Below are 26905 nucleotides of genomic sequence, written 5' to 3'. Positions count from 1 at the left end.
CTTCAAAAAATATATTTAAAATTTATTATTTCAAGTTCGAAAAAATAGCTTTTTTAGTAAATGTATATCCATTTTCTAAAGTCACTTTTACTAAGATTACTTGATCAGTAGAATGTAAATTTGTAATCTGTAATTCTGATGCGTTCACTTTGTTTTTGCTGTATAACAATTGTGCTCCAATATTATAGACATTTACTTCTTTTATTGTTTCTTGAGAAGAAGTGATTTTTACTACTTGATTTTTTACAGAAACTAAAACACTGTTTTCAAGATTCTCAAACTCTTCATTCCCTAAAGTTTTATTGGTGTACTTAAGCGTAAAACGATCCGTGAAGGTTCCAATAGCTGTATTGAAAGTATAATTTCCGGCACGAAGATCGGTTACCGTTCCCGCTGTCTTATCTTCCAGATAAACTTCCTGGGTGTCAAAGAATCCGTCCGCCTGGTCAATTGCGATTGTCATATCGCCCGCAATGGCTGATTTATATCCCAGCGGAATCACTTCCGTATTGTCAAAAGGAAGCGCGCGTCCTTGGATAGTCAGTTTCTTTGTTCCGTTGATGGTGTAGAAGTCAACATAAGAATTTGATCCCATCGTTGCCGCATCGTAGTTGACGTCAATATCGTTTGTCGCTCCCTGCGCATAGCCAAGCAGAACCTGTTTGTAGGCCCCTTCGGTATTGCTCAGAGTCATCCAAAGGCGGCTCTTCTCCACACTCTCTGTTTTTGCAGTTTTGTAGAACTGCGTGTTATTGCCGTCCACACGCATTACATTGGTGAAGTTCAGAGTCGCAGTGGTCGGCTTGCAGATGAATCCCTGTCCCGCCGCTATGTATCCCTGGAACTGCTGCCCGTCAAGCTCTGCGCCTCCAGCACCCCCCAAAAGGTTGAAGACTGCAAAATCTGCACTGGCATAAGTGTATACATTGCTTCCGGCCTGTTTTGTAGGAGTCGAGTTATGCGTCCATAAATACAGCGCGCCTAAATCGGTATTGGCGTTTATTAAAGCCACTGCATCCACAGCAGAAGGATATGGATTGCCCACAAGGTTCCATTTTCCCTGAGAAACCGGCGCAGGTATGTCTCCGTTGTTTGGAATACCTGTAAACTCTCCTGTGAAAACTGACGGACTGTTGATGTCAAAAGTCTGAGGGGCTCTTATGCTGAATCCTCTTCCTATTGCCATATCCATTTTTCCGTTGTAATCGATCACCCATTTTAGATCGGAATCATAATAGTAGTATTTGTCATAAAGGGTGTTTGGCGAAAAATCGTGCAGGGTGAAGTTTGATTTCGTAACTGGGGTTGACCAGTATGTAAGATCATATCGACGCACTGATGTCTCTCTTTTGTAGACAATCTCTCCGGTGTTGACCGCATTGGTAGTCTGGATCAGACTTGAGTTATGTTCAAATATCAGCTGTCCGTTTGTTGTTACAGCATTTGTAATTCTTAAGGTTAATCCAGTTGGAACTGTAACTATTACTCCTGGATCAATTGTCAATGAACAACCATTTACAACTGGCGTAACAGTTGAGAAAGGCTGATTAGGAGTAACTGATGCAATTACAATACTTTTAGTGCTATCTGGATCTCCTTTAGACCAAGTATTACCATTCCAAACAGTTGAAGAGTTGTCTCCTATTACTACTGATCCCGTTGGGTTTGATACACAAGTAGTACTTGTTTCAACTGTAAAAGTATACGTTCCCTCGATTAATCCTGTAATAGTATAAGATGATCCAGAATTATTAATAGTTCCATTTACTGTTCCAGATTGATTGATTTTCCATGTTCCTGAAGGAAGACCGCTTAAAACTACAGTGCCTAAATTTGAACAATTTACTGCTGTGATTGTTCCAACTGTTGGAGTAGTTTCGATTTCGTTTATTGACATATTGATAGCATTCGATGTAGCTGGACTTCCTGTCAAACATGGTGATGCATTTGAGGTCATTACAACTGTAATTGAATTGCCATTTGCTAATGTTGTACTCGTATAAGTTGAGTTTGTAGCTCCAGAAATAGCTGTTGCACCATTATACCATTGGTATGTTGGAGTAGTTCCGCCATTGGTTGGTGTGGCTGTAAATGTTACTGAAGTTCCCGCACAGATCGCTCCGCTTGGTGAAGCTGCAATGCTTACGCTTGCTGGAATATTTGGATTTACTGTCATATTAATGGCATTCGATGTAGCTGGACTTCCTGTCAAACACGGTGATGCGTTTGAAGTCATTCTAACTGTAATTGAATTGCCATTTGCTAATGTTGTGCTTGTATAAGTTGAATTTGTAGCTCCAGAAATAGCTGTTGCACCATTATACCATTGGTATGTTGGAGTAGTTCCGCCATTGGTTGGTGTGGCTGTAAATGTAACTGAAGTTCCTGTACAAATCGCCCCGCTTGGTGAAGCTGCAATGCTTACGCTTGCCGGAAGATTTGGGTTAACAGTCATATTAATGGCATTAGATGTAGCTGGACTTCCTGTCAAACACGGTGATGCGTTTGAAGTCATTACAACTGTAATTGAATTGCCATTTGCTAATGTTGTGCTTGTATAAGTTGAATTTGTAGCTCCAGAAATAGCTGTTGCACCATTATACCATTGGTATGTTGGAGTAGTTCCGCCATTGGTTGGTGTGGCTGTAAATGTTACTGAAGTTCCCGCACAGATCGCTCCGCTTGGTGAAGCTGCAATGCTTACGCTTGCTGGAAGATTTGGATTAACAACTACAGTTATGGTAGTACCAAAGCTCGTACAACTTGCACTACTAACACTAAATGCCGCCGTATATGTTCCTGCAGCAACATTCGCAGGTACATTAATAGCGTTAGAAATTGAACCTGCTCCACCTCCAGAAGTAAAGCCTGGACTAGGCACAACATTCGTTTTATTTGCAAATCCAGCAGAAATTGCTGCAGCATCCCAAGCTATACTGTAATTTACAGGACTTCCAGTAGTTGCTGAATAACCAATTGCTACATTAGTGATAGCAGAAGGTTGACACATAGTAGAACTAAGTGTAGCTGGTGTAACTGTAACAGAAGTTGTATTATTTATTACGACTGGAGTTCCACAAGCAGTCTCTCCACATGCATTTTTATATTTAACATAATAAGTAGTATTCGCCGTCGGAGTTACTGTAAATGAACCGTTAGCCAGTGTTGATCTTCCGACCAAAGTACCGTTACAACTTCCTGAAGTCCATTCTGCATACCCTCCTGTATTTGTTCCCATATTACCTCCATTCACAGTTAATGTAATTGGTGTACCCGCACAAATAGTACTGGCAGTTGTTGATGCCGAAGTTGGAGCTGATATTTCTGCTAAAGTATTGGTAACTACAATAACAATAGTCTCATCCGAATAAATTCCAGATGTAACAGTTCTTCTATAAAAAGTTTTTTGATTAACTACTCCTGTAATGGTATAATCTTTTCCATTATTTACACCAGGAGCGGCAGTATATCCAGTAAGTGCACTAGTCGTACTTACTTCCCATAAATAGCTATAAGACCCATTACCTCCTGTTGGTGTAGATCCTGTAATAGTCCCAGGATTTGTTCCTGCACAAATAGGAGTAGAATAAGTTGCAACAACATAATATTTCTTTTCAATTCCATAACAAGGATCTCCAAATGTTGCATTATAAGAACCTGATGAAGGAATTGTTGCAGATGTATTACCCAATAAATCAGTAGTTACAGAACGGCTATTATATGCGTGACATGAACCAATAGTAAAATTTGGTGCTGTTCCATTTGGAAGACCATAACTTGCAAATTTCACATTGATAAAAATACTTCCAATAGGAGCACTTAAAGTTAATAATCCCTCATACTCACCTTTTACACCCGTTACTTGTCCAGTAGTACCATAAGATGCATAATTATTATCAATTGCTGGATATGGTGGTGTACCTGAAACTGTTATTCTACCTGTATTTCCTGTAGAGAAAAAAGTATCATTTGTATTTACAGCAGTTGGGTTTGAAGAAGTACTTCCCCATGTAGAAGTTAAAGGTCCAACACCAGCTAACGTCAATACTCCTGCAGTATGTGAATAAGATCCCAAAGCTGCTTTTGCACCTTTAGAAACAGACCAAAGTCCTGCCACATTCGTTGCCGCAGTAAAAGTTAATGTTCCTGAACCAGAGATTGCTAAATTATAAAAGCTAGTAACATTTGTTGATTGGTTTGTTCCGTTGAAAGTTACTGTTCCTGCTGTTCCAGGAGTAAATGTTCCGTTATTTGTAAAATTCCCGCTTACATTTAATAAAGCACTTGTACTATTAGCCATCGTTAGTGTTGCACCACTATTGATCGTTAAATTTCTAGTCAAAGCTGTTGTTGATGCAGCAATTGTAGGTTGATATGTTGTTCCTGATGGAATAACTACATCTGTTGTTGCCGTTGGTATTGTATTTCCACACCAGTTTGACGCTGTATTCCAATCTGTACTGGTAGCACCAGTCCAATAACCAGCTGTACAACTCGCTGTATTTACATTTAATATCCCAGTTGCACTCGTACCAAAGTAGGTACTATTTTTAAAAGTTGCTGCACTAACTGTACTTCCGTATGAGCCATTATTTTGCCCTGTTCCATTAAGTGTTAACGTTCCTGCAGTATGTCCTGTATTTGTATTTAAGTTGGCCAAAGTTCCAGAAGCAATTGAAAGATTGCCTGAAATTGCAACCGCTGAAGTAGGGAAAGTTTTTGTTCCTCCTCCTGAGAATACAAGATTATAAAAGTTAGTAACATTGAAAGATTGGTTTACACCATCCAAAGTAACAGTTGCTGTTCCAGGTGTAAAAGTTCCTGCATTTGTAAAATTCCCATCAATTACCAAGTTATTAGATCCTGCTGTAAGACCTCCTCCTGTAATAGATAAATTTCCATTTATTGTCAATCCAGTTCCTAATGTCGTTGTTCCCGAACTTACCGTTAGATTATTGAATGTTGTAAATATTGTTGTTGGTAAGACATATGTTCCTGTTAATTGCACTGTACCTGCTCCTGAATTAAAAGTATTACTTCCTCCATTTGCAACATAAAGACCTCCAGCAATTAAAGTTCCACCACTGGTCATAGTTATAGTTCCTCTACGATTATTATTACCAGCTCTACCAATAGTTACTAAATTTGTAACCGTTAACTGAGAACCACTATTAAATTGTAATAAAGCTATACCATTTCCATTTCCTACTTGAAGTGTGCTTGCAACTGCATTACTTACATTTACAGTAACTGTAACACCATCGCTTATGATAACATCATCTGCAGCAGTTGGAATAGGATTATTACCCCAAGTTGCCGTACTACTCCAATTACCGCTTGAAGTTGCAGTTCGCGTTGCCGCATTAGCAAAAGAAAACACAAAAAACATCATCAGGCAAAATAGCCCTAAACTTGGCGTATATGATCTTTGGGGAAAAGATCTTGAAAAATGGGACAATAAAAACGAGTAAAGTAGTTTTCTCATCATATGAAGTAGGTATTTGTATTAAATTTGTTTTTGGGTTGCTTAAAAAGCAGAAAATGGCATTTCTTCATCTCAAAAGAGAAGTACAACTTCTAATTTTAAACCTGAATCAGAATGTTAAAATGTTGACTTTTAGGCCAATCTGAAACTGTTAAAATCACATACAAAAATATTTAAATTAGCCTAACACGCAAGGTTATAATTTATTTCTTTTGTTTATTTCTTAACAAATTTTAGAATTATTTTACAACTAATTGACAATTACTACAATTAAACGTTAAAACACATGAAAAAACCGACGAATAACACTTTTACTCCCAAAGAAGCGCTACAAAAACTTGAACATTTTTGTGCCTACCAAGAACGATGTCATGAAGAAGTTATTGCAAAATTATATAGCTTAAAAATGACGCCGGATGAGATTGAAAGTATTGTCGTACAACTGATCGAGGGAAATTTTCTAAATGAAACTCGTTTTGCCTGCAGCTTTGCAAGAGGCAAACACAGAATCAAAAGTTGGGGAAAAATTAGAATTACAAACGAACTTAAAGCAAGGAACATTTCCTCGACGAACATCACTTTGGCTTTAAAGGAAATTACCTCTGAAGAATATTTTGAAACCTTTGAAAATCTTGCTGAAAGATGCTGGAATAATTTATCAGAAAGTGATACTCTAAAAAAGCGTAAAAAGTTCTGTGACTACATGCTACGTAGGGGTTTTGAAAGCAATTTGGTTTATGAAAAAGTGAAAGAATTGGAAGAAAATTAGCTTTCATTCTTATTTTTAAAAAGCTTCTCTACTAACTCTTTTAAAATCAAATATATCGATCTTGAAAATTATAATAAAATCTACTATTTCCTAAAACAACTTTTGGTTATAAATTATTCCCATTTTGCAGAATTTATAGCAAATCTGACGTTTTTTAGTCTAAAATCTCAAAAAACAGTCTAAAAAAACATCTTTTCTTGCGATTATTCTTATAATATTTTTTAACATTTTATAAGAAATATTGACTAATATTAAATTTTTCAATGTAGTTCATCGAGTTTTTTAACAATTCATCGATTATATATAGGTTATCAAAACCCTAACTATTCCCTGCTCGTAGATGTATCTATCTTTGCGACGGCTAAAAAATCTTATGCCAGCATAACAAACTGATAGAAAACATTTAACATGAAGAGAACTCTACTTTTATTTTTTTTATTGCCTTTTTTCGCGTTAGCTCAAAATGTTGATTTAGTAAAGTGGGATCAACCTAGTGGCTTTGCTCCAAACGTCTTAGTTTCGAACATTACTTCAGCTAATATGTCTGGAACCCATTTGACTACGCTTAACTATGCTGGTTTTACTGGAACAAACTGGCCTGTTGGAAATTTTATTAGTTCATCCGAATACATTCAAATTTCTGTTACAGCAAATGCTGGTTACAAAATAGATTTAGCCACTTTAAAATATGCATATAACACTTATGACGGAAGTAGCGGGCCAAGAAAATATCAAGTAAGATATTCTAAAGACAGCTCATTTCCTTCAAACGGAACATTATTGCTAGACGATCAAAGTCCAGTGCTTTCATCAAAAACCAACGTAACATTGTCATTCCCAACAGGAGTTGTTGTTCTACCTGGTGAAACAATGTACATTCGTTTTTATGGGTACGACCGAGGAAATACAGGGTGGAGTGATGCTAGATGGGCATTAATGAGTTCACATACAGACATTAATTCTGGAGGTACATATACAGTGCCAACAATAAATGGGAAAGTAAGCGCCTACGTTCCTACGTTGCAAGCTTATAACGATACTGCTACAACTATTCAAAACAATTTTACTTTTATTAATGTTTTGGCTAATGACATTCAGGCTAACAGCCCGATATCATCAGTAGCAATTGCAACTCAGTCAGCAAACGGAACTGCTGTTGTAAATTCAGATAATACAATAAAGTTTACACCAGCAACTGGTTTTACTGGATCAACTTCTTTTACTTACACGATTGGCGACGGAACAAACACTTCTACAGCCACAGTAAATGTAACGGTTACAGCGCCTGTAATATCTGATTTGGTTAAATGGGAAGGCACGACAACAACTACACCAACCATTTATGCATCTACAGATGCAGTGAGCGCAGAAAATTTAACGGGTGGCTCAGGTATAACTTTACAAGCTTTAAATGATGAAGGGTTTAAGGGAACTTCATGGCCAACTCAATTTAGCATTGACGAAAGCAAATATTTCCAATTAACAGCATCTGCTAAAACAGGCTATAAAGTTAAGCTAGCAAAATTTAATTTTACGTATAATGGCGACAGCAATCTTTACGTTCAGAGATATCAAGTGCGTTATTCTAAAGACAATTTTGCTACAAGTAATTTACTTATTGACGAAGCAACTAGCAGTGGTAAAGTGACTAAATCTTTAGATTTATCTAATATCACATTGTACGCTGGCGAAAAATTGACATTGCGTGTTTATGGCTATAAATTGAAATCTAATACAGATAATGGTTCTCCAATATTTTTAGCAAATACAAATACAAAAAGCACTGGTACTGTTCCTACAATTACGGGAACTGTTTTAAAATATGACACAACTGATTTAAATGCAAATGACGATATTGTTACTACACAAGAAAAAAGAGCTATTTCATTTAATCCATTAACGAATGACACGAATACAGCTGGCGCAACTATAACTTTCACACAGCCTTCGACGGCTGCTGGAACTGTTACTAGAAATAATAACATTTTCACTTTTACACCTGCAACAGCTTTCACAGGAACTACTTCATTTACGTACACTTTAACAAACGGAACTAAAACTGCCACTGCAACTGTTGTAGTATATGTTACTGAACTTAGTCCAAAATTAATTATTTGGAATGGTGCGTTGCAACAGCCTAAAGCTGTAGTTACAGATTCTAATATAATTGGAAATGATCTTACCATAACTGGCACAAACTGGAGTATGGGTATTTATAGCAATTACTTTAATTTAAGTGGATTGCAAAATAATGGCTCAACAGCAATTGATTACAACAGATATGTCCAGATGAGTGTTACGCCTAAAGCGAATTACAAACTGACACTTACACAATTCAAATTCATCTATTTCTCTCCTGCAGGAAACGGGAATGGGAATGGAAACGGGAACGGAAATGGCGCGAACAATGAAGGAGCATCTATGATCCAAGTGCGTTATTCTACAGACCCAACTTTCGCTGACAATGGTACAGTTTTATTAGGCGCAACAGCAACGGTAAAAGGAACCGATACAACAGTAACTCTAAACTTCCCTACTGGAACAACTGTTTCAAGTAGCACTAATCAAACATTTTACATCAGAATCTATCCATATGCAGTATCAAATCTTTATAATGGATATTTCAATATAAAAAATGATTATGGCGGAGAAGTTGGACCAACTCTTAGCGGTGTTGTAGAACCTTCGAACTTAATAACTGCTAATCCAGATACGGCATCTACAAATTCGAACACAGCTATTAATATTCCGATTTTATCAAATGACGAAAATTACACTCCGTTAGCATCAATTACAGCAACACAGCCAACAACTGGAGGAACTGTACAAGTTAATGGAACAACTAATATTACATTTACGCCAACACCTGGTTTTACAGGAACTGCTACATTTGAATATACAATTTCAAATGGTACAAATTACTCAACTACAACTGTAACGGTTAATGTGACTACTCCGCCATGTGCGCCGACTGGAGATCAAGTTGCTTTTGGAGCAAATCTTTGGAATGGATATGTTTATAAAATAGTAGATAATGCCGCTTTACCGCCAAGTATTACTTTCCCTGATTTACCAAGCAGCAGTATTGCCACTTATATTGGAACTGTAACTGAAAGTAAAAACTTTGATAGAAATAATGGAAGTGGCGCTATTTCGGGTGTAACTACAAATTTTGCCTGCGATACTGCTCCTTCAGATAGATTTTTTGTGCGATACAAAATGACTGCAACAATAACCGAAGCAGGTTTATATGGTTTTAACTTAGGAAGTGATGATGGTATTAGACTGTATATCGATGGTGTGCAAGTTTTTGCAAGATGGAATGGACACGGTTATGTAAATGACTATTTCACATCAAATTTAAGTGTTGGTGATCATCAATTTGTGCTTGAATACTATGAAGACGGAGGCGATTCAAGAACTACTTTTTACTTTGGTTTACCAAAAGGTGACCCAACTCAATACGGGGATAAAGTTTGGAATGTATATGGCTATGTTGGTAATGATTTAACTTTGACAAATGTTAGATATGCTGGAAATTATGTTGATCCGCATTTAAACATTTACTCAACTGCTTATTGGACAAGAGATAAATCTCCTTCATCTGCAACAATTTGGGAAGGAGCTCAAGTACCAAATGACAACTTTACAACGGTTTACAAACGTAAAGGTTTTGTTTGCGGACAATATCAAATAGAACATAGCAATCATGATGATGCTGTTGAAATTTATATCGATGATGTTTTGATATTTTCTCAAGACGGATGGAATAACGCTTCATTCTTAGTAAATTCTGGACAGCTTTATGCTTTAAACAGTAATTCAAGAGTAGAAATTCGTTTGAGAGAAGATGGTGGTGATGCTAATCTTGGATTTAACTTTATAAAAACTGATGCTGTTTATAACGGAACAGGAACTATTCCAAGCGGAAGTACTCTGGTAATTAACGGAAATACCACACTAAGTTCAGACATTTCAGTTTGTTCTTGTACTGTTAATGCAGGATATACGCTAACAGTTCCAACTGATGTAACATTGACTGTTGATGAGGATATCATTGTTGGAACAGGCGCAAAACTACTTATACAGAGTGGCGGAGCACTTCTTCAGACTTCTACAAGTAAAACTATGTTTAGTGGAGAAGCAACTGCTTTTGAATATCAAAGAACTATAAATGTAACTCGTTATGATTTGACTTATTGGTCATCACCAGTAGACAATCCAAGTTTTACATTGCATGATTTCTCACCAAACACCCTGTATGACAAATATTACTATTGGGATTCTAAATGGATTACCAATTACAACGGAACCATGGTTATGGGTGTTGGAGAAGGTTATAGTGTAAGAGCACCACAGACTTTTGATATCAATACACCAGCTGATTTTACAGGACAATTCTATGGAACCCCTAATAATGGAGATATTTCTGTTAATCTAGCAGCTGGAAAATCGAGCTTTATTGGAAATCCATACCCATCTGCAATAAATGCTTACGATTTAATTTCGAATAATGATGGTCTAGGAGCATTATACTTCTGGACACACAATACACCACCATCAAAAGCAGAAGGAAGTAATGTGTATACTTACGATAGTGCCGATTTCGCAACCTATAGCAAAATGGGTGGAGTTCAAGCAAATTCGGGAGGTGCTACACCAACAGGATATATTGCAGCTGGCCAAGGATTCTTTGTAAAACCAACGATAAGTTCTGTGTTATTTACAAACGACTTACGTCTTAAAGCAAATAATAAAACATTCTTTAAAACTACTGAAAGCTCTGAAAGAAATCGTTTATGGCTAAATTTAAAAAATAGCGAAAGTGCTTTTAAACAAACTTTAATAGGATATGCAGAAGGCGCAACAAACGGATGGGATATTGATTATGATGCAGCGACTTTAAACAGTAATACTTACGTTGATTTTTATAGTATTAATGAATCTAAAAAATTGACAATTCAAGGACGCGCGCTTCCATTTGACAATACAGAAGTAATTCCGTTAGGATATAAAACAACTATTGCTGGCGAATTTACAATTGCTATTGATCACGCTGATGGATTTTTTGACACACAAGCTGTTTATTTGGAAGACAAAACAACTGGAATCATAACTGATTTGCGTAGTTCAAATTATACTTTCACTACGGCTACAGGAACTTTTACAGATCGTTTTACTCTTAAATACACGAATAAAACTTTAGGCACTGATGATTTTGAAAATCTTGAAAACAGTGTTTTAGTCTCTGTAAAATCAAAAGTTGTAAAAGTAACCTCTTCTGAAAATATAGAAGAAGTACAGATTTATAACATTGGAGGTCAGTTGTTATACAACAAAAGTAAAATCGATTCAAACGAATTGCAGATAAGCAATTTACAATCGAGCAATCAAGTTTTATTAGTAAAAGTTATTTTAGAAAATGGCCATACTGTCACGAAAAAAGTAATTTTCAACTAATGAGATTATAATCATAATCAAAAATCCGACAATTAATCACTGTCGGATTTTTACATATCAAAACAATAATAATTAAAAAAAAGCTTACCAAAAAGAGACCCTTTATCAACTAATCTTAACCAACTTCATGAGCACAAAAAAGCCATCGAATTCTCGTTCTTTATTATTAAAAAAAATTAGTATTCTCGTTTTTCTGATATCTTTAAAAGTAACTAGTCAAAGTAACACGATCACCAGAATTCATACTGACTGGAATAAAAGTGGAACCAATTACTGGACTTCCAATGCAGCAACAGGAGTAGGAAACCGTCCTGATAATGTTAATAATTTACTAGCGTTTGAGTGGAGAGGAAAAACCTTTTCAACTGGTGTAGATGATAGCAAATTAACTGCTAACGCTGTTACTTTTGAAGCACAAAATTTTAGAGCCTTAAAAATTCAAACTTTAGGAGCAACTACAAATACATATTTTCTCCAAGGTTCAATGATAGATGGATCGGCAACTGCAACTGTGCTGACTCCTCCACTAGCAGGAACTGTACCTACTGGAAGCGAAAGAGCGTCAAGACTTACAGATGGCAATAATGGATTAAGCCTTGGAACAGGAATCGCAAATATTCCAAGTGGTTCTTCCGAATTTAAAATTGGAACAAACAATTTAAATTTAGTTGGAATAAATGATAATATTCCAGATATAATTGTTACTCAGGTTGCAGACACGGGAGGATCAGCAGACATTTTTAAATTTGTTGATGCTTCTGGCAATACTGTTGGTAATCAAATATCTGTTAATTTTAGTTCTGTTTCGGTTATTGGAACTTACAGTTTAGATTTATTTAGAGCAACTGATGGTGCAGTGTCTTTTACACCTGCAGCAACAAGAGATATTAGAATGCTGGGAATCGAAACGAGTGCGTTTGGTATTACTTCAGCAAATGCAGCACAAGTTGATCGTTTTGTAGTTGTCTTTTCAGGAAGTTCTGATTGCGCTTTTATTGCTTTCAATACAAGTTCACTTAAAATTGCTGATTTAAGTATGGTAAAAAAAGCTACATTATCATCATGCGGTAAAGCTGGCGATCAAATAACTTACAGTTTCGATATAAAAAATACTGGACAAGTTCCAATTACTAATATCAGTGTTTCAGATCCACTGCCCGGAATTGTATTTTCGAGTAATTTAATTTCTTCTCTAGCAGTTGGTCAAACAGCAACAATAACTGCAACTTACACCATTACTGCAGCAGATGTTGCAGCAGGAAGAATTATTAATTCGGCAACAGTTACTGGAACTGATCCCTCTTTAAATACCGTTACAGATATTTCGGGAGATGATTACAACAATAATAATGCGACTATAACTATTTTACTTGCACCTCCTACTGTAAGTGCTACTCATAATGTAACCTGTCCTAGTGCAGGAAGCGTTGATTTAACTAATCTTCCGGCTTTAGGAACTTGGCAGATAACACAAACTGGAACTGCTTCTGCAACTTATAATGGTAGCGGAACCACGTTTACAGTTCCAAATTTAGCTGTTGGATCTTATGCGTTTAGAGTGAGTGTTGGCGGTTGTAATTCTCCAACTACATCTAGCGTAACAATAAGCAATGAATCTACAACTACTTGGAACGGATCAGCATGGTCAAGTGGTGCTCCAGATTTAACCAAAAGAGCTATTATTGCATCAACAACACCAAATCAACCTTTTACAGCAAGCACTTCTATGTGTGCCTTAACTGTTAATTCTGGTGCTATTGTTACAATTCATACAGGCGTAACTTTAAGAATTACAAATGCTGTAACAACAAACGGACAGCTGATATTTGAAAACAACTCAAGTCTGATCCAGACTACCAATGCAGTCAATACTGGAGAGATTATCTACAAAAGAGAAACATCAGTTCGCCGATATGATCTTACATACTGGTCAACCCCAGTTACGAAATCAAACTTCACCCTGCACGATTTTTCGCCAAACACCCTTTATGACAAATACTACTATTATGATTCTGATCTAAAATGGGTGATCGATTACAACGGGAAAATGGATATGGCAATAGGAAGAGGATTCAGCATAAGAGCCCCTCAGACTTTTGACATCAACAGTCCTTCAGTTTTCACAGGGCAGTTTACAGGTATTCCAAACAATGGAGATATACCTGCGCCGGTTTCTCAAGGGAAATGGAATCTTGTGGGCAATCCATATCCTTCTGCTGTGGATGCAGTGGCTTTAATAAATGCCAATACCGATTTAGGCGCGCTATATTTATGGACGCATAACTCGACTCCGACAAAACAGGCAGGAAGCAATGTGTACACTTACGCCAGTGCAGATTTTGCAGTCTTCAACCTTTTGGGAGGTGCCGGAGGCGCAGAGCTTGACGGGCAGCAGTTCCAGGGATACATTGCGGCGGGACAGGGATTCATCTGCAAGCCGACCACTGCGACTCTGAACTTCACCAATGTAATGCGTGTGGACGGCAATAACACGCAATTCTACAAAACTGCAAAAACAGAGAGTGTGGAGAAGAACCGCCTGTGGATGACTCTGAGCAATACCGAAGGTGCCTACAAACAGGTTCTGCTTGGCTATGCGCAGGGAGCGACAAACGATATCGACGTAAACTACGATGCGGCAACGATGGGATCAAATTCTTATGTAGATTTCTACACCATCAATGGAACAAAGAAATTGACTATTCAGGGACGCGCGCTTCCATTTGACAATACGGAAGTGATTCCGCTGGGATATAAATCAGCCATTGCGGGCGATATGACAATTGCAATTGACCAGGCGGACGGATTCTTTGACACTCAGGAAGTCTATCTGGAAGACAAGACAGCGGGAACGGTAACCGATCTTCGTGCCGGAAATTATACTTTCAATACAGCTATTGGAACCTTCACAGATCGCTTTACCCTTAAGTACACCAATAAAACTTTAGGGAATGAAGAGTTTGAGAATCTTTCTGATGGAATAACAGTTTCTGTAAAAAACAAAGTAATCAAAGTTTCTTCATCAAAAGAATCGATTAATGATGTGGTGATTTACAATGTTCTTGGTCAAGAAATCTTTAGCAAAAAGAAAATCAACAGTACCGAATTACAGATTTCTAATTTACAAACAGGAAATCAGGTTTTATTTGTAAAAGCCAATCTCCAGAATGGCTACGTTTCTAAAAAGAAAATTATACTTCATTAATATTTTTAGCTATAAAAAAACCCATCTTAATGATGGGTTTTTCTTTTTTATTCTTCTTTCAATTCGTCAATTACTTTTTTTATTTCTTTGGCATATTTTCCATAAAACTTTTGAACCCACCATTCTAAAGAAATTCCCATAGATAGCACTGTAAAAACAACAATCGCAAAGAAACCTATTAATTGTCCATTAGAAAATTCAAAATTTGATAAACCCGAAGTCTTAGAGAGACCGTAAAAATAAAATCCTAATAGATAAATAACCAAAAAGGGAGTTAGCGAAAACCCAAATGTTTTATACAATTCCATATTTAGTCTAATATCAAAATAAGTCTCATACAAACTGTCTTTTGTTTTCAAAGTTGTTGCATTTAACCGTTTAAAAAAGAAATATAATTTTACTAAATAATAAACGCAAACCGCCAAAAACAAACTATAAATCAAATAATACAAAAAAAACATTTGTGCATTAAAATGACAAATCAGCGGAATAGTCCCCAAAAAAAACATAGATATTATTTGATAAACAAATTCATTTTTAAGATTTCTTCTGATTTTATCCAATGGCATATTGGCCGATTGAATCTTTTCTAAATTTTTTGGTAGAATAACGTTTTCTGGCTTTTCGTTATTCCATGCATTTTGTATATCGTTAAAATCCATATCCCTGATTTTTTATAATTTCTTTTAATTTTTCCTTGGCTCTATTAAGTTTTACTCTCGCATTTCCTTCAGAAATTCCTAAGTTCTCTCCTATTTCTTTATGAGAGAAACCTTCTAACTGATAAAAAATTATGGCCTTATCTATTTTTTCGAGTTTCTGTACCGCTTTGTAAAAATGATCCAACTGACTTTCTTTTATATGAGAATCACCTTCATCATCTTTAACATTCTCCGAAGTAATTTCATATTTATCTACTTTCCGTTTTTCTTTTTTCAGAAAGACAATTGCTGTATTTACTGCCACTCTGTACATCCAAGTCGAAAACTGGCTTTCATTTCGAAAAGACTCATAAGATTTCCAGAGCTGGCATACAATTTCCTGAAACAAATCCTGCTGGTCATCAGAATTATCCATATACATCTTAGAAACTTTATACAAAATTCCTTTATGGCTTTCTATCCGATTTAAAAACTCTTGTTCTTTCTCTCTCAAAACAGATTTAATTCATTACAGGTTTTACAGTATATCCTTCTTTTCTCAATAAATTAATAACTCCATACTCACCTCCTAAATGCGCCGCTCCAACTGCTATAAAAACACTATTTTGCTTTGTTAACTCCGGTATTTGTTTTACCCAGTTTAGATTTCTGTTATCAAGAATCTGCTTTTTAGTTTTTTCACTTGTAAATCGTTTATCTGTACTAACTGCATACATGGCTTCGATATTTTCATTTTTATAAGCATCGACCAATTCAACTGTTTCATCAGGAGTTGATTCTTCTAAAAGCGCCAGCATTTCATCATTAGAATAAGCATTTTCAAAAATTTCAAATTGAGATTTAACAGATTCTAATCCCGCAATAGAAACATTTCTTTTTTTGGCTGCATCCGAGAATTCCATTTCATAAAACTTTAAATCTGTACAGCCAAAACTCTTAATAGAAATCAAACTCAAAACAGTCAAAAGGCTAAAACTATCTACTTGCTGAACCGACATTCCTGTACTCTTTTTCAAAATTGAATCTAGTTTAGCCAGCTGTTCTGGAGTTAGCTTTTTGCTCAACGGCTCTTTTCCCATCGCCAATTGCTGCATTTGGCTCATTTCGTTCGGGTCTGTAAAGTTGATTTCTAAAAACAATTTATCCGATTTTTCAAAAGCGTTTTTGGCTTTTTCAGATAAAAAATAATCTTTTGAACAGATCATATGAATTGTTCCGTACAAATAAGAAGATTTTTGAAGTCCTTTTCCCGAAACCTCCCAAAGAAGAGAATTTTCAAGTTTTGGAGTTTTTGTTTGGGCTGAAATAACACAAACAAAGAAGAATGCAAGTACTGTAACTATAAATTGAAATCTGGTTTTCATGATTTAATGTGGTTTATTTGATTACAGCTTGTAAGTAATCGAATAAACGAAACGTTACAAAAAACTTTACTCTTTTTTCAAATTAAAGTTTTGGAAAAATCAGAATTTAAAAAAACAAAGTCTCTAACTAATTCTAAAACCTGATTAATTTCTTCCTGAGAATTATAACTGTGGATACAAAAACGAAGACGCTCCTGGCCCTCTGGAACAATTGGCGAAAGAATCGCCTGCACATCGAATCCTTTATCTTGAAGTTCCTGCGCTAACTTTTTTACGTTTTCATTTCCTGGAACTATAGCAGAATGTATTGGAGATTTACTATGAACGAACATTGGTTTTAAACCCAGCAAATTTTTCTGCTGATTAAAAAACACAATATTCTGACGCAGCTTTTCTCTTGTTTCTTTTTCAATTTCTAATTGCTGATAAGCTGTAAAAATTGTTGCGACAGAATGTGGAGATAAACCTGTACTGAAAATAAAGCTTCTTGCAAAATTCACAAGATATTCTTTTAGTTCTACAGATCCTAAAACAGCCGCGCCTTGACATCCTAAACCTTTACCAAAAGTCACTATTCGAGCAAAAAAACGATCGTGCAATTGTAAATACTGCGTCATGCCTTCTCCTTTTTCTCCAAAAACGCCTAATGCATGGGCTTCATCAACAACCAAATAACAATGGTACTTTTCTGAAAGCTGAATCAGTTCTTCTAAATTCGGACTATCACCGTCCATCGAAAAAACAGTTTCTGTTACAATGTAAATATTGGTAGTTGGGAATTTAAGAATAAGACGTTCCAAATCTTCAATATCATTATGGATAAAATGGTGCGATTGAGCGTTCGACATTGCAATTCCATCTTTTATTGAAGCATGACATAATTCATCATACAAAACAACATCATTTTCTTGCGGTACGGCGCTAAAAAAACCTAAATTGGCATTGTGTCCCGAATTAAAAATTAAAGTAGCTTCTGCATCATGAAATTGCGCTATATAATTTTCTGCAATTTGATATAGAGAGTGGTTTCCTGTAATCAATCTTGAACCTGTTGCTCCATTTTGCAGCATTTCATTTTCTAGTAAATAGGCATGAGTGTGCTTGAAAATAATTTCTGATTTAGAAAATCCGATATAATCATTTGAAGAAAAATCTACCAGATTAGTAAAAACAGGCAGTTTCCTAAAAAGGTTATTCACCTTTCTATTTTCGATTTTCTGGTTAAGATTTTCAGGTATTTTCATAAAACAAAGTTATGCAATTGAAATTACAACAAAATAAAACAGCGGATACTATTAAGATCCGCTGTATAAATTTAAGATTTAAATTGCACTAATAAAAGGTGATTGTCTGATATAATGTGATTCGATCATCTCTTTCACTATGAACCTCGAAATATCAAAAGCTGAAATCTTTTCTCCCAAACAATCTTCCAAGTTTACAGAGATTTGAGCAGTTTCATCTGAAAAAATGATTAACGGAACTCGAACTTGCGTCCAATCTATTTTACTTTCAACCAAAAGATCATAAGTTAATTGTCGGTCTTTTTGGATTTCAGGAAAATTCGTTTTCATCCAATCAGTCGCCATAATTGTTTTCGGACTTTTTTTATCAAATGGCGTATCAATATTCAGTCCTGCCAGCAAAACATATCTTTGAATATCATATTTGTCCATCGCTTTCAGAATATTTTTCGTCGCCTGGCTTGCCACCATTGGCTCTCCAGGCCTTTGTCCAATTGTACTCAATACGGCCTGACAATCCTTAAGCAATACATTTATAGATTCTTCATCAATAGCATCACCTTTTATAATTTCTATTTTTGAATTTTGAATAGTAAAGTCGTCTGGATTTCTTAATAGCAGTTTTACACTAAATCCGTTTTCTAATAACTGGTTTACAAGATATTTTCCAGTTCTTCCGCCGCCGCCAAGAACAGCAACTTTTGATATATTTTTCATATATATTCTTTATAAAATTTGACATAAAAAATTATGCTTCATTTTCTAATCATGAAGCAAAACTGTAAAAGCTTACTGAGCTCTTACTATTGACCAAATATTTTATAAAGAGATTTTAATACTTCAAAAGTAATAAAATAAAAAAGCCAAACAAAACGTCTGACTTTCAATTTATTGTGTTTTTTCTTTTTCTACCCATTTAAAGTTTCCTTTCTCAGTAGCATCTAGTAAATTAACCTGCAAACCATCTGCTATTTTTAATGCATAACTAAATGCAGATTTCAAATCTAAATGAACAGAGATCGACTTTTTCTTTGTTTCAGATAACCATATATATATTTCAAAGTCGCGATCTGAATGATTTTTATATACCGATATGTATTGTACATTTTTAAAAACAGAATCTTTACATAATGGAATCTTAAACAGAGTAAAATTAAATCTAACTGTCTTCAGTTTGGAACTTGTATAAACTCTTTTTGTAAAAGTCAGTCCTGCCGCACAGATTAACATAAAAAATGTTGCCAAAACAAATTTCAGTACTTCAATTATTTTTCCTGACGAAAAGAGATCCAAGGTTTTAAAAATCATTGAAATTGAAAAATAATATAATGGCAATGCAATCAGAAAATGCCAAAAAGGTCTTTTCGAAACATAAATCAATTGATCAAATTCTAGTTCTTCCATTTGCCAAAAATAAAAAAAGCCAGACTTTAAAATCTGGCTTAAAATATATTTACTTAACTAAATTTTAAACAATTTAATTAATCGTATAAGTCACCGTATTACTTGTTGTGCTATTAATAGTATATTGAGTGGTAGCAGGATAGCCACGTTTCGCAATATCGCGCTCAACTGCAGTAAGTGGTGACTCACAGCAGATCCCTAACCAAGGTGCAGTATAAGTTGGACCAAATTCAACATTTACAGCTTCTGCTGAAATCTTAATAATACTAGTAGAACTCGAAGCAAAAGACATTGTTCCAAATCCTAGTGCTAACAATAGCATTCCTAAAAAAACTCTTTTCATAATAAGTGGTTTAAATGTTAATAGAGCTACAAATATATATTATATTAAATAATTTCTTACTTATTTTTCAAAGTATATTATTTATATTACAAAATACATAAATCTCTATGGCAAAAAATAGTATTACAGTATCCACTTTCTTAAGTTCACAAAAATAAAAAGCCAGACAATACTGTCTGGCTTTTTAGCTTATTTTGAAATTGTTTTAGTCAACTAATACAATTATCTTATTGTTTTTCATTTCGATTGTTCCTGACTTAATCTCTAAAGTATAAGTTTGGTCATTAACTCTCGTGAATTTATCAGCAGCCTCTTTAGAAAAATTGAAGCTTGGAGCTGCAATTTTAATAGTTCCTTCTTCTAAGATAGAAACAATTGGCGCGTGATGATTTAAAATCTGAAAGCTTCCATTAACTCCTGGTAAGCTAACCGAAGTTACCTCTCCTGAAAATAATTTCGCTTCTGGTGATACTATTTCTAAAATCATTTTTTTTGAGTTATGAGTTATAAGTTATGAGTTATAAGTGAGTAGAAACTCATAATTTATAACTCATAATTCATAATTTATATTAAGCTTCAGCCAACATTTTCTCTCCAGCTTCGATTGCATCTTGAATAGAACCTTTCAAGTTGAAAGCAGCTTCTGGAAGGTGATCTAACTCACCATCGATAATCATGTTGAATCCTTTGATAGTATCTTTAATATCAACTAATACACCTGGGATACCTGTAAATTGCTCTGCTACGTGGAATGGCTGAGACAAGAAACGTTGTACACGACGTGCTCTAGATACTGCAAGTTTATCTTCTTCAGATAACTCCTCCATACCTAAGATCGCGATGATATCTTGTAATTGTTTGTATTTTTGAAGAATTTCTTTTACTCTTTGCGCACAATCGTAGTGCTCGTTTCCTAAAATTTGAGGAGTCAAAATTCTTGAAGTTGAATCTAATGGGTCAACCGCAGGATAAATACCTAACTCAGCAATTTTACGTGACAATACAGTTGTTGCATCTAAGTGCGCGAAAGTTGTAGCTGGCGCCGGGTCAGTTAAGTCATCCGCAGGAACGTAAACCGCTTGTACAGATGTAATAGATCCTTTGTTTGTAGATGTAATACGCTCTTGCATAGCACCCATCTCAGTTGCTAATGTTGGTTGGTAACCTACCGCAGATGGCATACGCCCTAAAAGTGCTGATACCTCAGAACCTGCTTGTGTAAAACGGAAGATGTTATCAACGAAGAATAATACGTCTTTTCCTTGGTCTGATCCAGCTCCATCACGGAAGTACTCAGCGATAGATAATCCTGAAAGTGCCACACGTGCACGAGCTCCAGGTGGCTCATTCATTTGTCCGAAAACGAAAGTAGCTTTAGACTCTCTCATTCCTGGCATATCTACTTTAGATAAATCCCATCCTCCATTTTCCATAGAGTGCATGAAATCATCACCGTATTTAATAATTCCTGACTCTAACATCTCACGAAGCAAGTCATTTCCTTCACGTGTTCTTTCACCTACTCCTGCGAATACTGAAAGTCCACCGTGACCTTTTGCGATATTGTTGATCAACTCCTGAATCAATACTGTTTTACCAACACCTGCACCACCAAACAATCCAATTTTTCCTCCTTTTGCATAAGGCTCGATCAAATCGATTACTTTGATACCTGTAAATAAAACTTCAGATGAAGTTGATAATTCTTCAAATTTTGGTGCTGGTCTGTGAATTGGCAGACCGTTCTCTCCAGTTTTTGGCAATTCGCCTAAACCGTCAATGGCATCTCCAACAACATTAAATAATCTTCCATATACATCTGGACCGATTGGCATTTGGATTGGATTTCCAGTTCCAACTACTTCATATCCTCTACTTAAACCGTCTGTTGAATCCATAGAAATGGTACGAACAGTGTTTTCACCAATATGAGATTGTACTTCTAGAACTAAAATAGTTCCGTCTTTTTTAGTGATTTCTAGTGAATCATAAATTTTTGGAAGTTCAACATCTTTACCGTTGAAAACTACGTCTACTACTGGTCCAATGATTTGAGCAACTTTTCCTATTACTTTTGACATTACTTATGTATTTATTAAATAGCTATTTAGGTTTATCGAAAATACCTCTTTTTTCAGAGCGCAAAGATAATTTTTTAAAATATAAAATCAATTTTTTTTTCATAAAAAATACCATGATTTTGTTTGATTCATAAAACTTGCCTAAAAAATAACAAAAACAGCATTTTTTTTACTAAAAGAAAAAACCGCTGCATCTTAAAAATGAGCGGTTTTTAAAGTTAAAAAAATAGCTTTAATTATAATGTAGCAGGAAATAAAACCGGATAATTACCAATATTAACTCCTTTTAAGTTCGAACCATATTTCGCATTAATTGCTTCTATAAATTTATTAGCAATAAAAGCATACCCCCTTGGAGAAGGGTGAACTCCATCTAAAGAAAACATACCTCCAGTAACAAATGTTGATTTTAATGTAAAATTGTTTGCCGTAATTCCGTTTGACGAATTTAATTGATCCATAAGTGTTTTAGCATCAACAAAAGCCAAACCATTTGCTTCTGCCGCTGCCTCAATTACCAAATTGTAAGCTATTGTAGCCGCTTCTATCTCATCTACTTCAGAAGGCAATAAAACATATCTGTCTGGCAAAGGGAAAGTAATTCCTAATTGTGACAAAGAAGGAGAAGGAGAAGCAATTCCGTCTGCTGGCACGCTCGGAGCTTTACCTATTCTAGAAGAAGCACCTAAACAAATTAAATCTGTAGATACCGCTTGTCTTGCTTTTCCAAAAATCTGTCCCATTACTGTAGCAGTTGTAGCATCTAATCCACCGCCCATTAATACCGCTTTTAGATTTGCAGAAAGATCTGGCAAGTTTTCATCAACAATTAATAACGGATTATTTTCTGTTGTAGACAAAAGCTTAATTCTATCTCCTTGCCCTAAATAGGCTAACGCATTATGCAAAGGACCATATAATTGAGCATTTAAAGCCGCAACCATATTAACTCCTTCAACCGTTAAATTTGCTTGAGTAAGCTGATTATATACAATTACATGAAAATGAGGAAGAGTTGTTATATTCGGAAGATTAGCAATAACTCCTTTTCTTCCGCCAGCAACAAGCTGAGCAACCAAGCCTTTATATGCCGCTTCAAAAGTTGCAGGAGGCGTTAAAGGATTCACAGCAGGATCTCCACCAGCAGTTGCATAACCTAACTCATCGTTTCCTCCAATCCAAAGCGAGAAAAAAGTAGGATTCTGACTTAAAGCATCTGCCAAAACAGTTGTTGTTGCACTCGACGCAAAACGAGCAAAATATGGATTTGCCTTTCCTAAAGCAACTCCAGCAACATCGCCATAACCAGGAGCTAGCAAATGAAAACTTTTAGCTCCAGGAACCCCTAAGTTATTAAATGTTCCCGATAAATGTGCTGTAACCTCAGTCGTTGGCACTCCTTCAACTGGAACTGGCGTACCGTTAAGATACAGACGTGGTCCACTTATAACATTTCCTCCCAATAATAATCCTCCAATATTATCATTTGCAAAAGGCGTTTTAAACTCACCCCCTCCCACTAAAGCAAACTGCTGCGCCAAAATATTTGGATACGCTCCCTCTTGTCCTTTTATAAACAGAGCATTATCACTAAAACCTGCAGCAAAAGAATCACCTAAAGCAACATACTTTGAAAAATCAGCACTACCCGCAGTCAAAGGTTTACCATCAGACGACTCGACAACAGGAGCTACATCGTCATCACTATTACAAGCCATAAAGGTTAACGAAACCAATAAAAGCCATTTGAAATTTTTTATCATAACTTAATATTTTTATAATTACCTGTTTCCAAATTTTATATTAAGAAACATCAATAATGAATTTGACTTAGAATTAATAATTATGGGTTAATAGTCCAAGAAGCAAAATATTGCTGTCCGATTAATCCAGCTCCAATAACTTGGTAGTATTCTTTACCGCCAATATTAGCCGCTCCTAATTTTACAACAGATTTCAACTTTGGAATTCCATAGTTTATCTGAGCATCAATTACCGTAGCAGATTTAATTATACCATCAGCAAAACCAGCCTGCCATAAATATTCACTGTTCCATCTTCCGCTAACATTAAATCCGAAATTTTTAAACAGCTTATCATTTCCAACTGACATTTTAATTCTATGTTTTGGCGTATTAAATCCAGGCTCAAAACTTGGATCTTTTGCTTGATCAAAATCAAATTGAGCATAGTTGTAATTCACCCCTAATTCAAAGTCGGCAATTATTTTTCTAGAAAGCCCAACTCCAAATCCTAATGAATGTATTTCTACATCTGAATTTGTATACAATTGATACGCTCTATATTCTCCGTTTTGAAGCGCTCTAATTGACTGAACACCTGGATCGGAAACACCTGCCGCTATATTCGGATTATCCTGAGCAGTTCCATAGAAAGGAGAAACTACATTTAAATTACCAATAAAGTCGTTGTAAATATTATAGTATCCATTAAGATCTATTGATGTACCTTCAAAAATAGAACGATAACCCAATTCAAAAGCTTTTACTTCTTCAGGTTTTACATAATTAGCTCTAGATTTTTTCAACAACGCCGCAGCTGCAACTGGGTCTGTTCCCGCCATTGCTGAAAATGCAGTTACCGAACTTGCTATATAAGAATTCCCATAAGCATCGTTACCATTCATAACTTTTGTTGGACTTCCTACATATGCCTGCCCTTCTGCGCTAAGAGTAAAAGTTTCATTGAATCTAACCAAGTTATCTGGAGCAGAACCAAGCAGTACTGCATTTCCAATATTAAAACCTATATACTGATCTTGAGTTGTTGGATTTCTAAAACCTGTTTGAAAAGACCCTCTGAAATTGTGATTTCTTTTTTCTCCAGCAGAATATACAAGAGATAAACGTGGAGAATAATTACCATCAAAGTTTTTAGATTTATCATAACGAAGAGATCCTGTAAACTTCAATCTGTCGTCCATAAATTTTTTCATCAATTGTGCATACGCTCCATACTCATTATAGTTAATTGGGCTATCAGCATCAGTATAAATTCTTCCGTGTGAGTTAAGTTCGTATGCTCTGAAAGAACCTCCAACTTGAATTTCAGCAAATTTTATAATATCTCTAAAATTATAATTTGCATCAGAATGATACATTTTAGAATTATCTACCAATCTTGATCCGCTAAGAACATCTGGATCACTTATAACTTGATTAAACGCATTTTTAAATTCAGGTGTTCCTGGCAAGAAACGACCAGTATCTGCTGTAGCTCTAGCAGTTGCATGAGCCTGTTGCGGTGTCATACCTGCCAAAGTTCCTTGAATATAAGCTCCAGCATATTGACCAAACCAAGTATTATCATCTTTCCATTTTCTGTTTACGTTAATACCTGTAAAAACCATATCATAAGAATGTCCTCCATCTTCTGCAGTCATATACCCTCTTACGAAAAAGTTTTTCCCTTTAAATTCTAATTTATGCTGTTGCATAAAAAAGTCATTTAAATAATATCTGTTTGCACCTTGATAAACGGCATTACCTGTACCAAATTTACTTTGCCAGATAATTTCCAATCTTTCGTCTCCAAAAGGCCTTCCATGCAAAGAGAAATCTACCTTCTTATTCGCAGCTTTATTATCTGTTAAATCAATCTCATTATACCCCGTTCTACTAACAGTTGAATTTGGCAAAAGGTTAGATGCACCAGCTGGAATCAACCCCATTGCCTCTAGCTTTAAACCAACACCTTTAATGTTTGTAGAAGCCTCATCACCATATACGTTTATACCATCATAACTAGGATCTGTTCTATCGAGACCGCCTCTTGTTTTATCGTTATAATTTGTTGCGTACCAATCTGTAGCCTGCATATAGGTAAAGTTCGCTTTTGCAGCAAAGTATTTATTGAAAGCATGAGCCAATCGAATACCAAAATCATAATACCCATTTGTACCTGCCGCCTCTTGCGAAGTTGCTCCATATTTAAAATAAGTTGAAATACCTGGATTTGTAAACGGACTTTTACTTGTCATAAATAAAATTCCATTGAAAGCATTTGCTCCATATAAAGCAGATGATGCCCCAGGAAGCAATTCCACGCTTTGAACATCAACTTCCGAAACCCCAATCATATTTCCTAAAACAAAGTTCAACAAAGGAGACGAGTTATCCATTCCGTCTACCAACTGCATGAAACGAGTATTCGCAACAGTTGCAAATCCTCTAGTGTTGATTGACTTGAATGACATACTACTAGTGTTCATCTGCACCTCTTTCATATTTTCTAAACCATCATAAAAAGAAGGCGAAGCTGTTTTTTTGATTTCCTGAACCCCCATTCTTTCAATTGTTACTGGAGATTCCAGAACTCTCTCTGGTGTTCTAGATGCAGAAACTACAATTTCATCTAATTTGTTTTCTTCATCTGTTAAAATAACACTTAACTTCTGATTTGTTGATGTCACACTAATTGTTTTAGACACAAATCCTACTGCCGAAACTTTTATTGAAAAAGGCAGTTTAGAATTGGTCGTCAATTTAAATGAACCATCAAAATCAGTGGAAGTACCACTATTTTCTCCAACAACGACAACATTAGCTCCTGGAATAGATTGTTTGGTACCATCTGTAACCGAACCTGTAATTGTATTCTGCGCAAAAGATATTCCGCTGAATAACAACATAATTAGCAAGTAGACTCTCATTTGGGTAGTTTTTTCGTTAGTATATGTAGCCAAAATACATAAATATTTTAATATGCATAAAAAAACGTTAAATAAAATTGATATTTTTCATCAATTTGTACAATATTTTAACTATTCATCAATTCAATTTATTAAAATAAAAACAAAGAAATACAAAAGAAAAATCAATATACTATGCATACATATAATTTTTTATCAAATTTTTGAAAATTTCAT

The 26905-nt window shown here is 35.5% G+C and carries 15 protein-coding genes; 3 read left to right on the top strand and 12 right to left on the bottom strand.

Annotation, left to right across the window (positions count from 1 at the left end; all coding sequences use genetic code 11):
- Nucleotides 1-25: 25 nt before the first annotated feature.
- Complete coding sequence (locus V6624_RS10985; RefSeq protein ID WP_338841767.1) at nucleotides 26-5380, bottom strand: T9SS sorting signal type C domain-containing protein; 5355 nt, start codon at nucleotides 5378-5380, stop codon at nucleotides 26-28.
- A gap of 391 nt (nucleotides 5381-5771) precedes the next feature.
- Between V6624_RS10985 and V6624_RS10980 the strand changes: the two genes are divergently transcribed.
- The 3 genes from V6624_RS10980 to V6624_RS10970 all read left to right on the top strand — a co-directional run bounded on the left by V6624_RS10980 (nucleotide 5772) and on the right by V6624_RS10970 (nucleotide 14919).
- On the top strand, nucleotides 5772-6254 hold the full coding sequence (locus V6624_RS10980; RefSeq protein ID WP_338841766.1) for a regulatory protein RecX: 483 nt from the start codon (nucleotides 5772-5774) through the stop codon (nucleotides 6252-6254).
- Nucleotides 6255-6662: 408 nt separating this feature from the next.
- Nucleotides 6663-11714, top strand: coding sequence for an Ig-like domain-containing protein (locus V6624_RS10975; protein WP_111282909.1), 5052 nt, complete (start codon nucleotides 6663-6665; stop codon nucleotides 11712-11714).
- A 127-nt stretch (nucleotides 11715-11841) separates the two neighbouring features.
- Nucleotides 11842-14919, top strand: a complete 3078-nt coding sequence (locus V6624_RS10970; RefSeq protein WP_338841765.1) for a DUF7507 domain-containing protein — start codon at nucleotides 11842-11844, stop codon at nucleotides 14917-14919.
- A 47-nt stretch (nucleotides 14920-14966) separates the two neighbouring features.
- Here V6624_RS10970 and V6624_RS10965 read toward each other — a convergent pair whose 3' ends face one another.
- From V6624_RS10965 to V6624_RS10915, 11 genes are all read right to left on the bottom strand, one after another.
- Entirely contained in the window at nucleotides 14967-15581 is a 615-nt protein-coding gene (locus V6624_RS10965; protein ID WP_338841764.1) for a hypothetical protein, read from the bottom strand.
- Nucleotides 15571-16074: an RNA polymerase sigma factor gene (locus V6624_RS10960; RefSeq protein ID WP_338841763.1), complete on the bottom strand. Its 504-nt coding sequence runs from the start codon at nucleotides 16072-16074 to the stop codon at nucleotides 15571-15573. Before V6624_RS10960 ends, V6624_RS10965 begins: the two co-directional genes overlap by 11 nt.
- A 7-nt stretch (nucleotides 16075-16081) precedes the next feature.
- A complete protein-coding gene (locus V6624_RS10955; RefSeq protein WP_338841762.1) occupies nucleotides 16082-16945 on the bottom strand; it encodes a TraB/GumN family protein in 864 nt (287 codons plus the stop codon).
- A gap of 77 nt (nucleotides 16946-17022) precedes the next feature.
- Complete coding sequence (locus V6624_RS10950; protein ID WP_338841761.1) at nucleotides 17023-18189, bottom strand: pyridoxal phosphate-dependent aminotransferase family protein; 1167 nt, start codon at nucleotides 18187-18189, stop codon at nucleotides 17023-17025.
- 78 nt (nucleotides 18190-18267) lie between these two features.
- Nucleotides 18268-18906, bottom strand: coding sequence for an NAD(P)-dependent oxidoreductase (locus tag V6624_RS10945; protein WP_338841760.1), 639 nt, complete (start codon nucleotides 18904-18906; stop codon nucleotides 18268-18270).
- 171 nt (nucleotides 18907-19077) lie between these two features.
- A complete protein-coding gene (locus tag V6624_RS10940) occupies nucleotides 19078-19497 on the bottom strand; it encodes a hypothetical protein (protein ID WP_338841759.1) in 420 nt (139 codons plus the stop codon).
- Nucleotides 19498-19666: 169 nt separating this feature from the next.
- Entirely contained in the window at nucleotides 19667-19936 is a 270-nt protein-coding gene (locus V6624_RS10935) for a hypothetical protein (protein WP_338841758.1), read from the bottom strand.
- A 205-nt stretch (nucleotides 19937-20141) separates the two neighbouring features.
- Complete coding sequence (locus V6624_RS10930; RefSeq protein ID WP_111284968.1) at nucleotides 20142-20423, bottom strand: FoF1 ATP synthase subunit delta/epsilon; 282 nt, start codon at nucleotides 20421-20423, stop codon at nucleotides 20142-20144.
- 82 nt (nucleotides 20424-20505) lie between these two features.
- A complete protein-coding gene (gene atpD / locus V6624_RS10925; RefSeq protein WP_111284967.1) occupies nucleotides 20506-22017 on the bottom strand; it encodes a F0F1 ATP synthase subunit beta in 1512 nt (503 codons plus the stop codon).
- 236 nt (nucleotides 22018-22253) lie between these two features.
- Nucleotides 22254-23780: an SGNH/GDSL hydrolase family protein gene (locus tag V6624_RS10920; protein ID WP_338841757.1), complete on the bottom strand. Its 1527-nt coding sequence runs from the start codon at nucleotides 23778-23780 to the stop codon at nucleotides 22254-22256.
- Nucleotides 23781-23860: 80 nt separating this feature from the next.
- Nucleotides 23861-26689, bottom strand: a complete 2829-nt coding sequence (locus tag V6624_RS10915) for a TonB-dependent receptor domain-containing protein (RefSeq protein ID WP_338841911.1) — start codon at nucleotides 26687-26689, stop codon at nucleotides 23861-23863.
- Nucleotides 26690-26905 lie beyond the last annotated feature (216 nt).

It is taken from the genome of Flavobacterium ginsenosidimutans (genome assembly GCF_037478105.1).
GTDB lineage: Bacteria > Bacteroidota > Bacteroidia > Flavobacteriales > Flavobacteriaceae > Flavobacterium > Flavobacterium ginsenosidimutans.
Note: the sequence above shows the minus strand (reverse complement) of the source record. Positions and strands in the feature narration are given on the sequence as shown.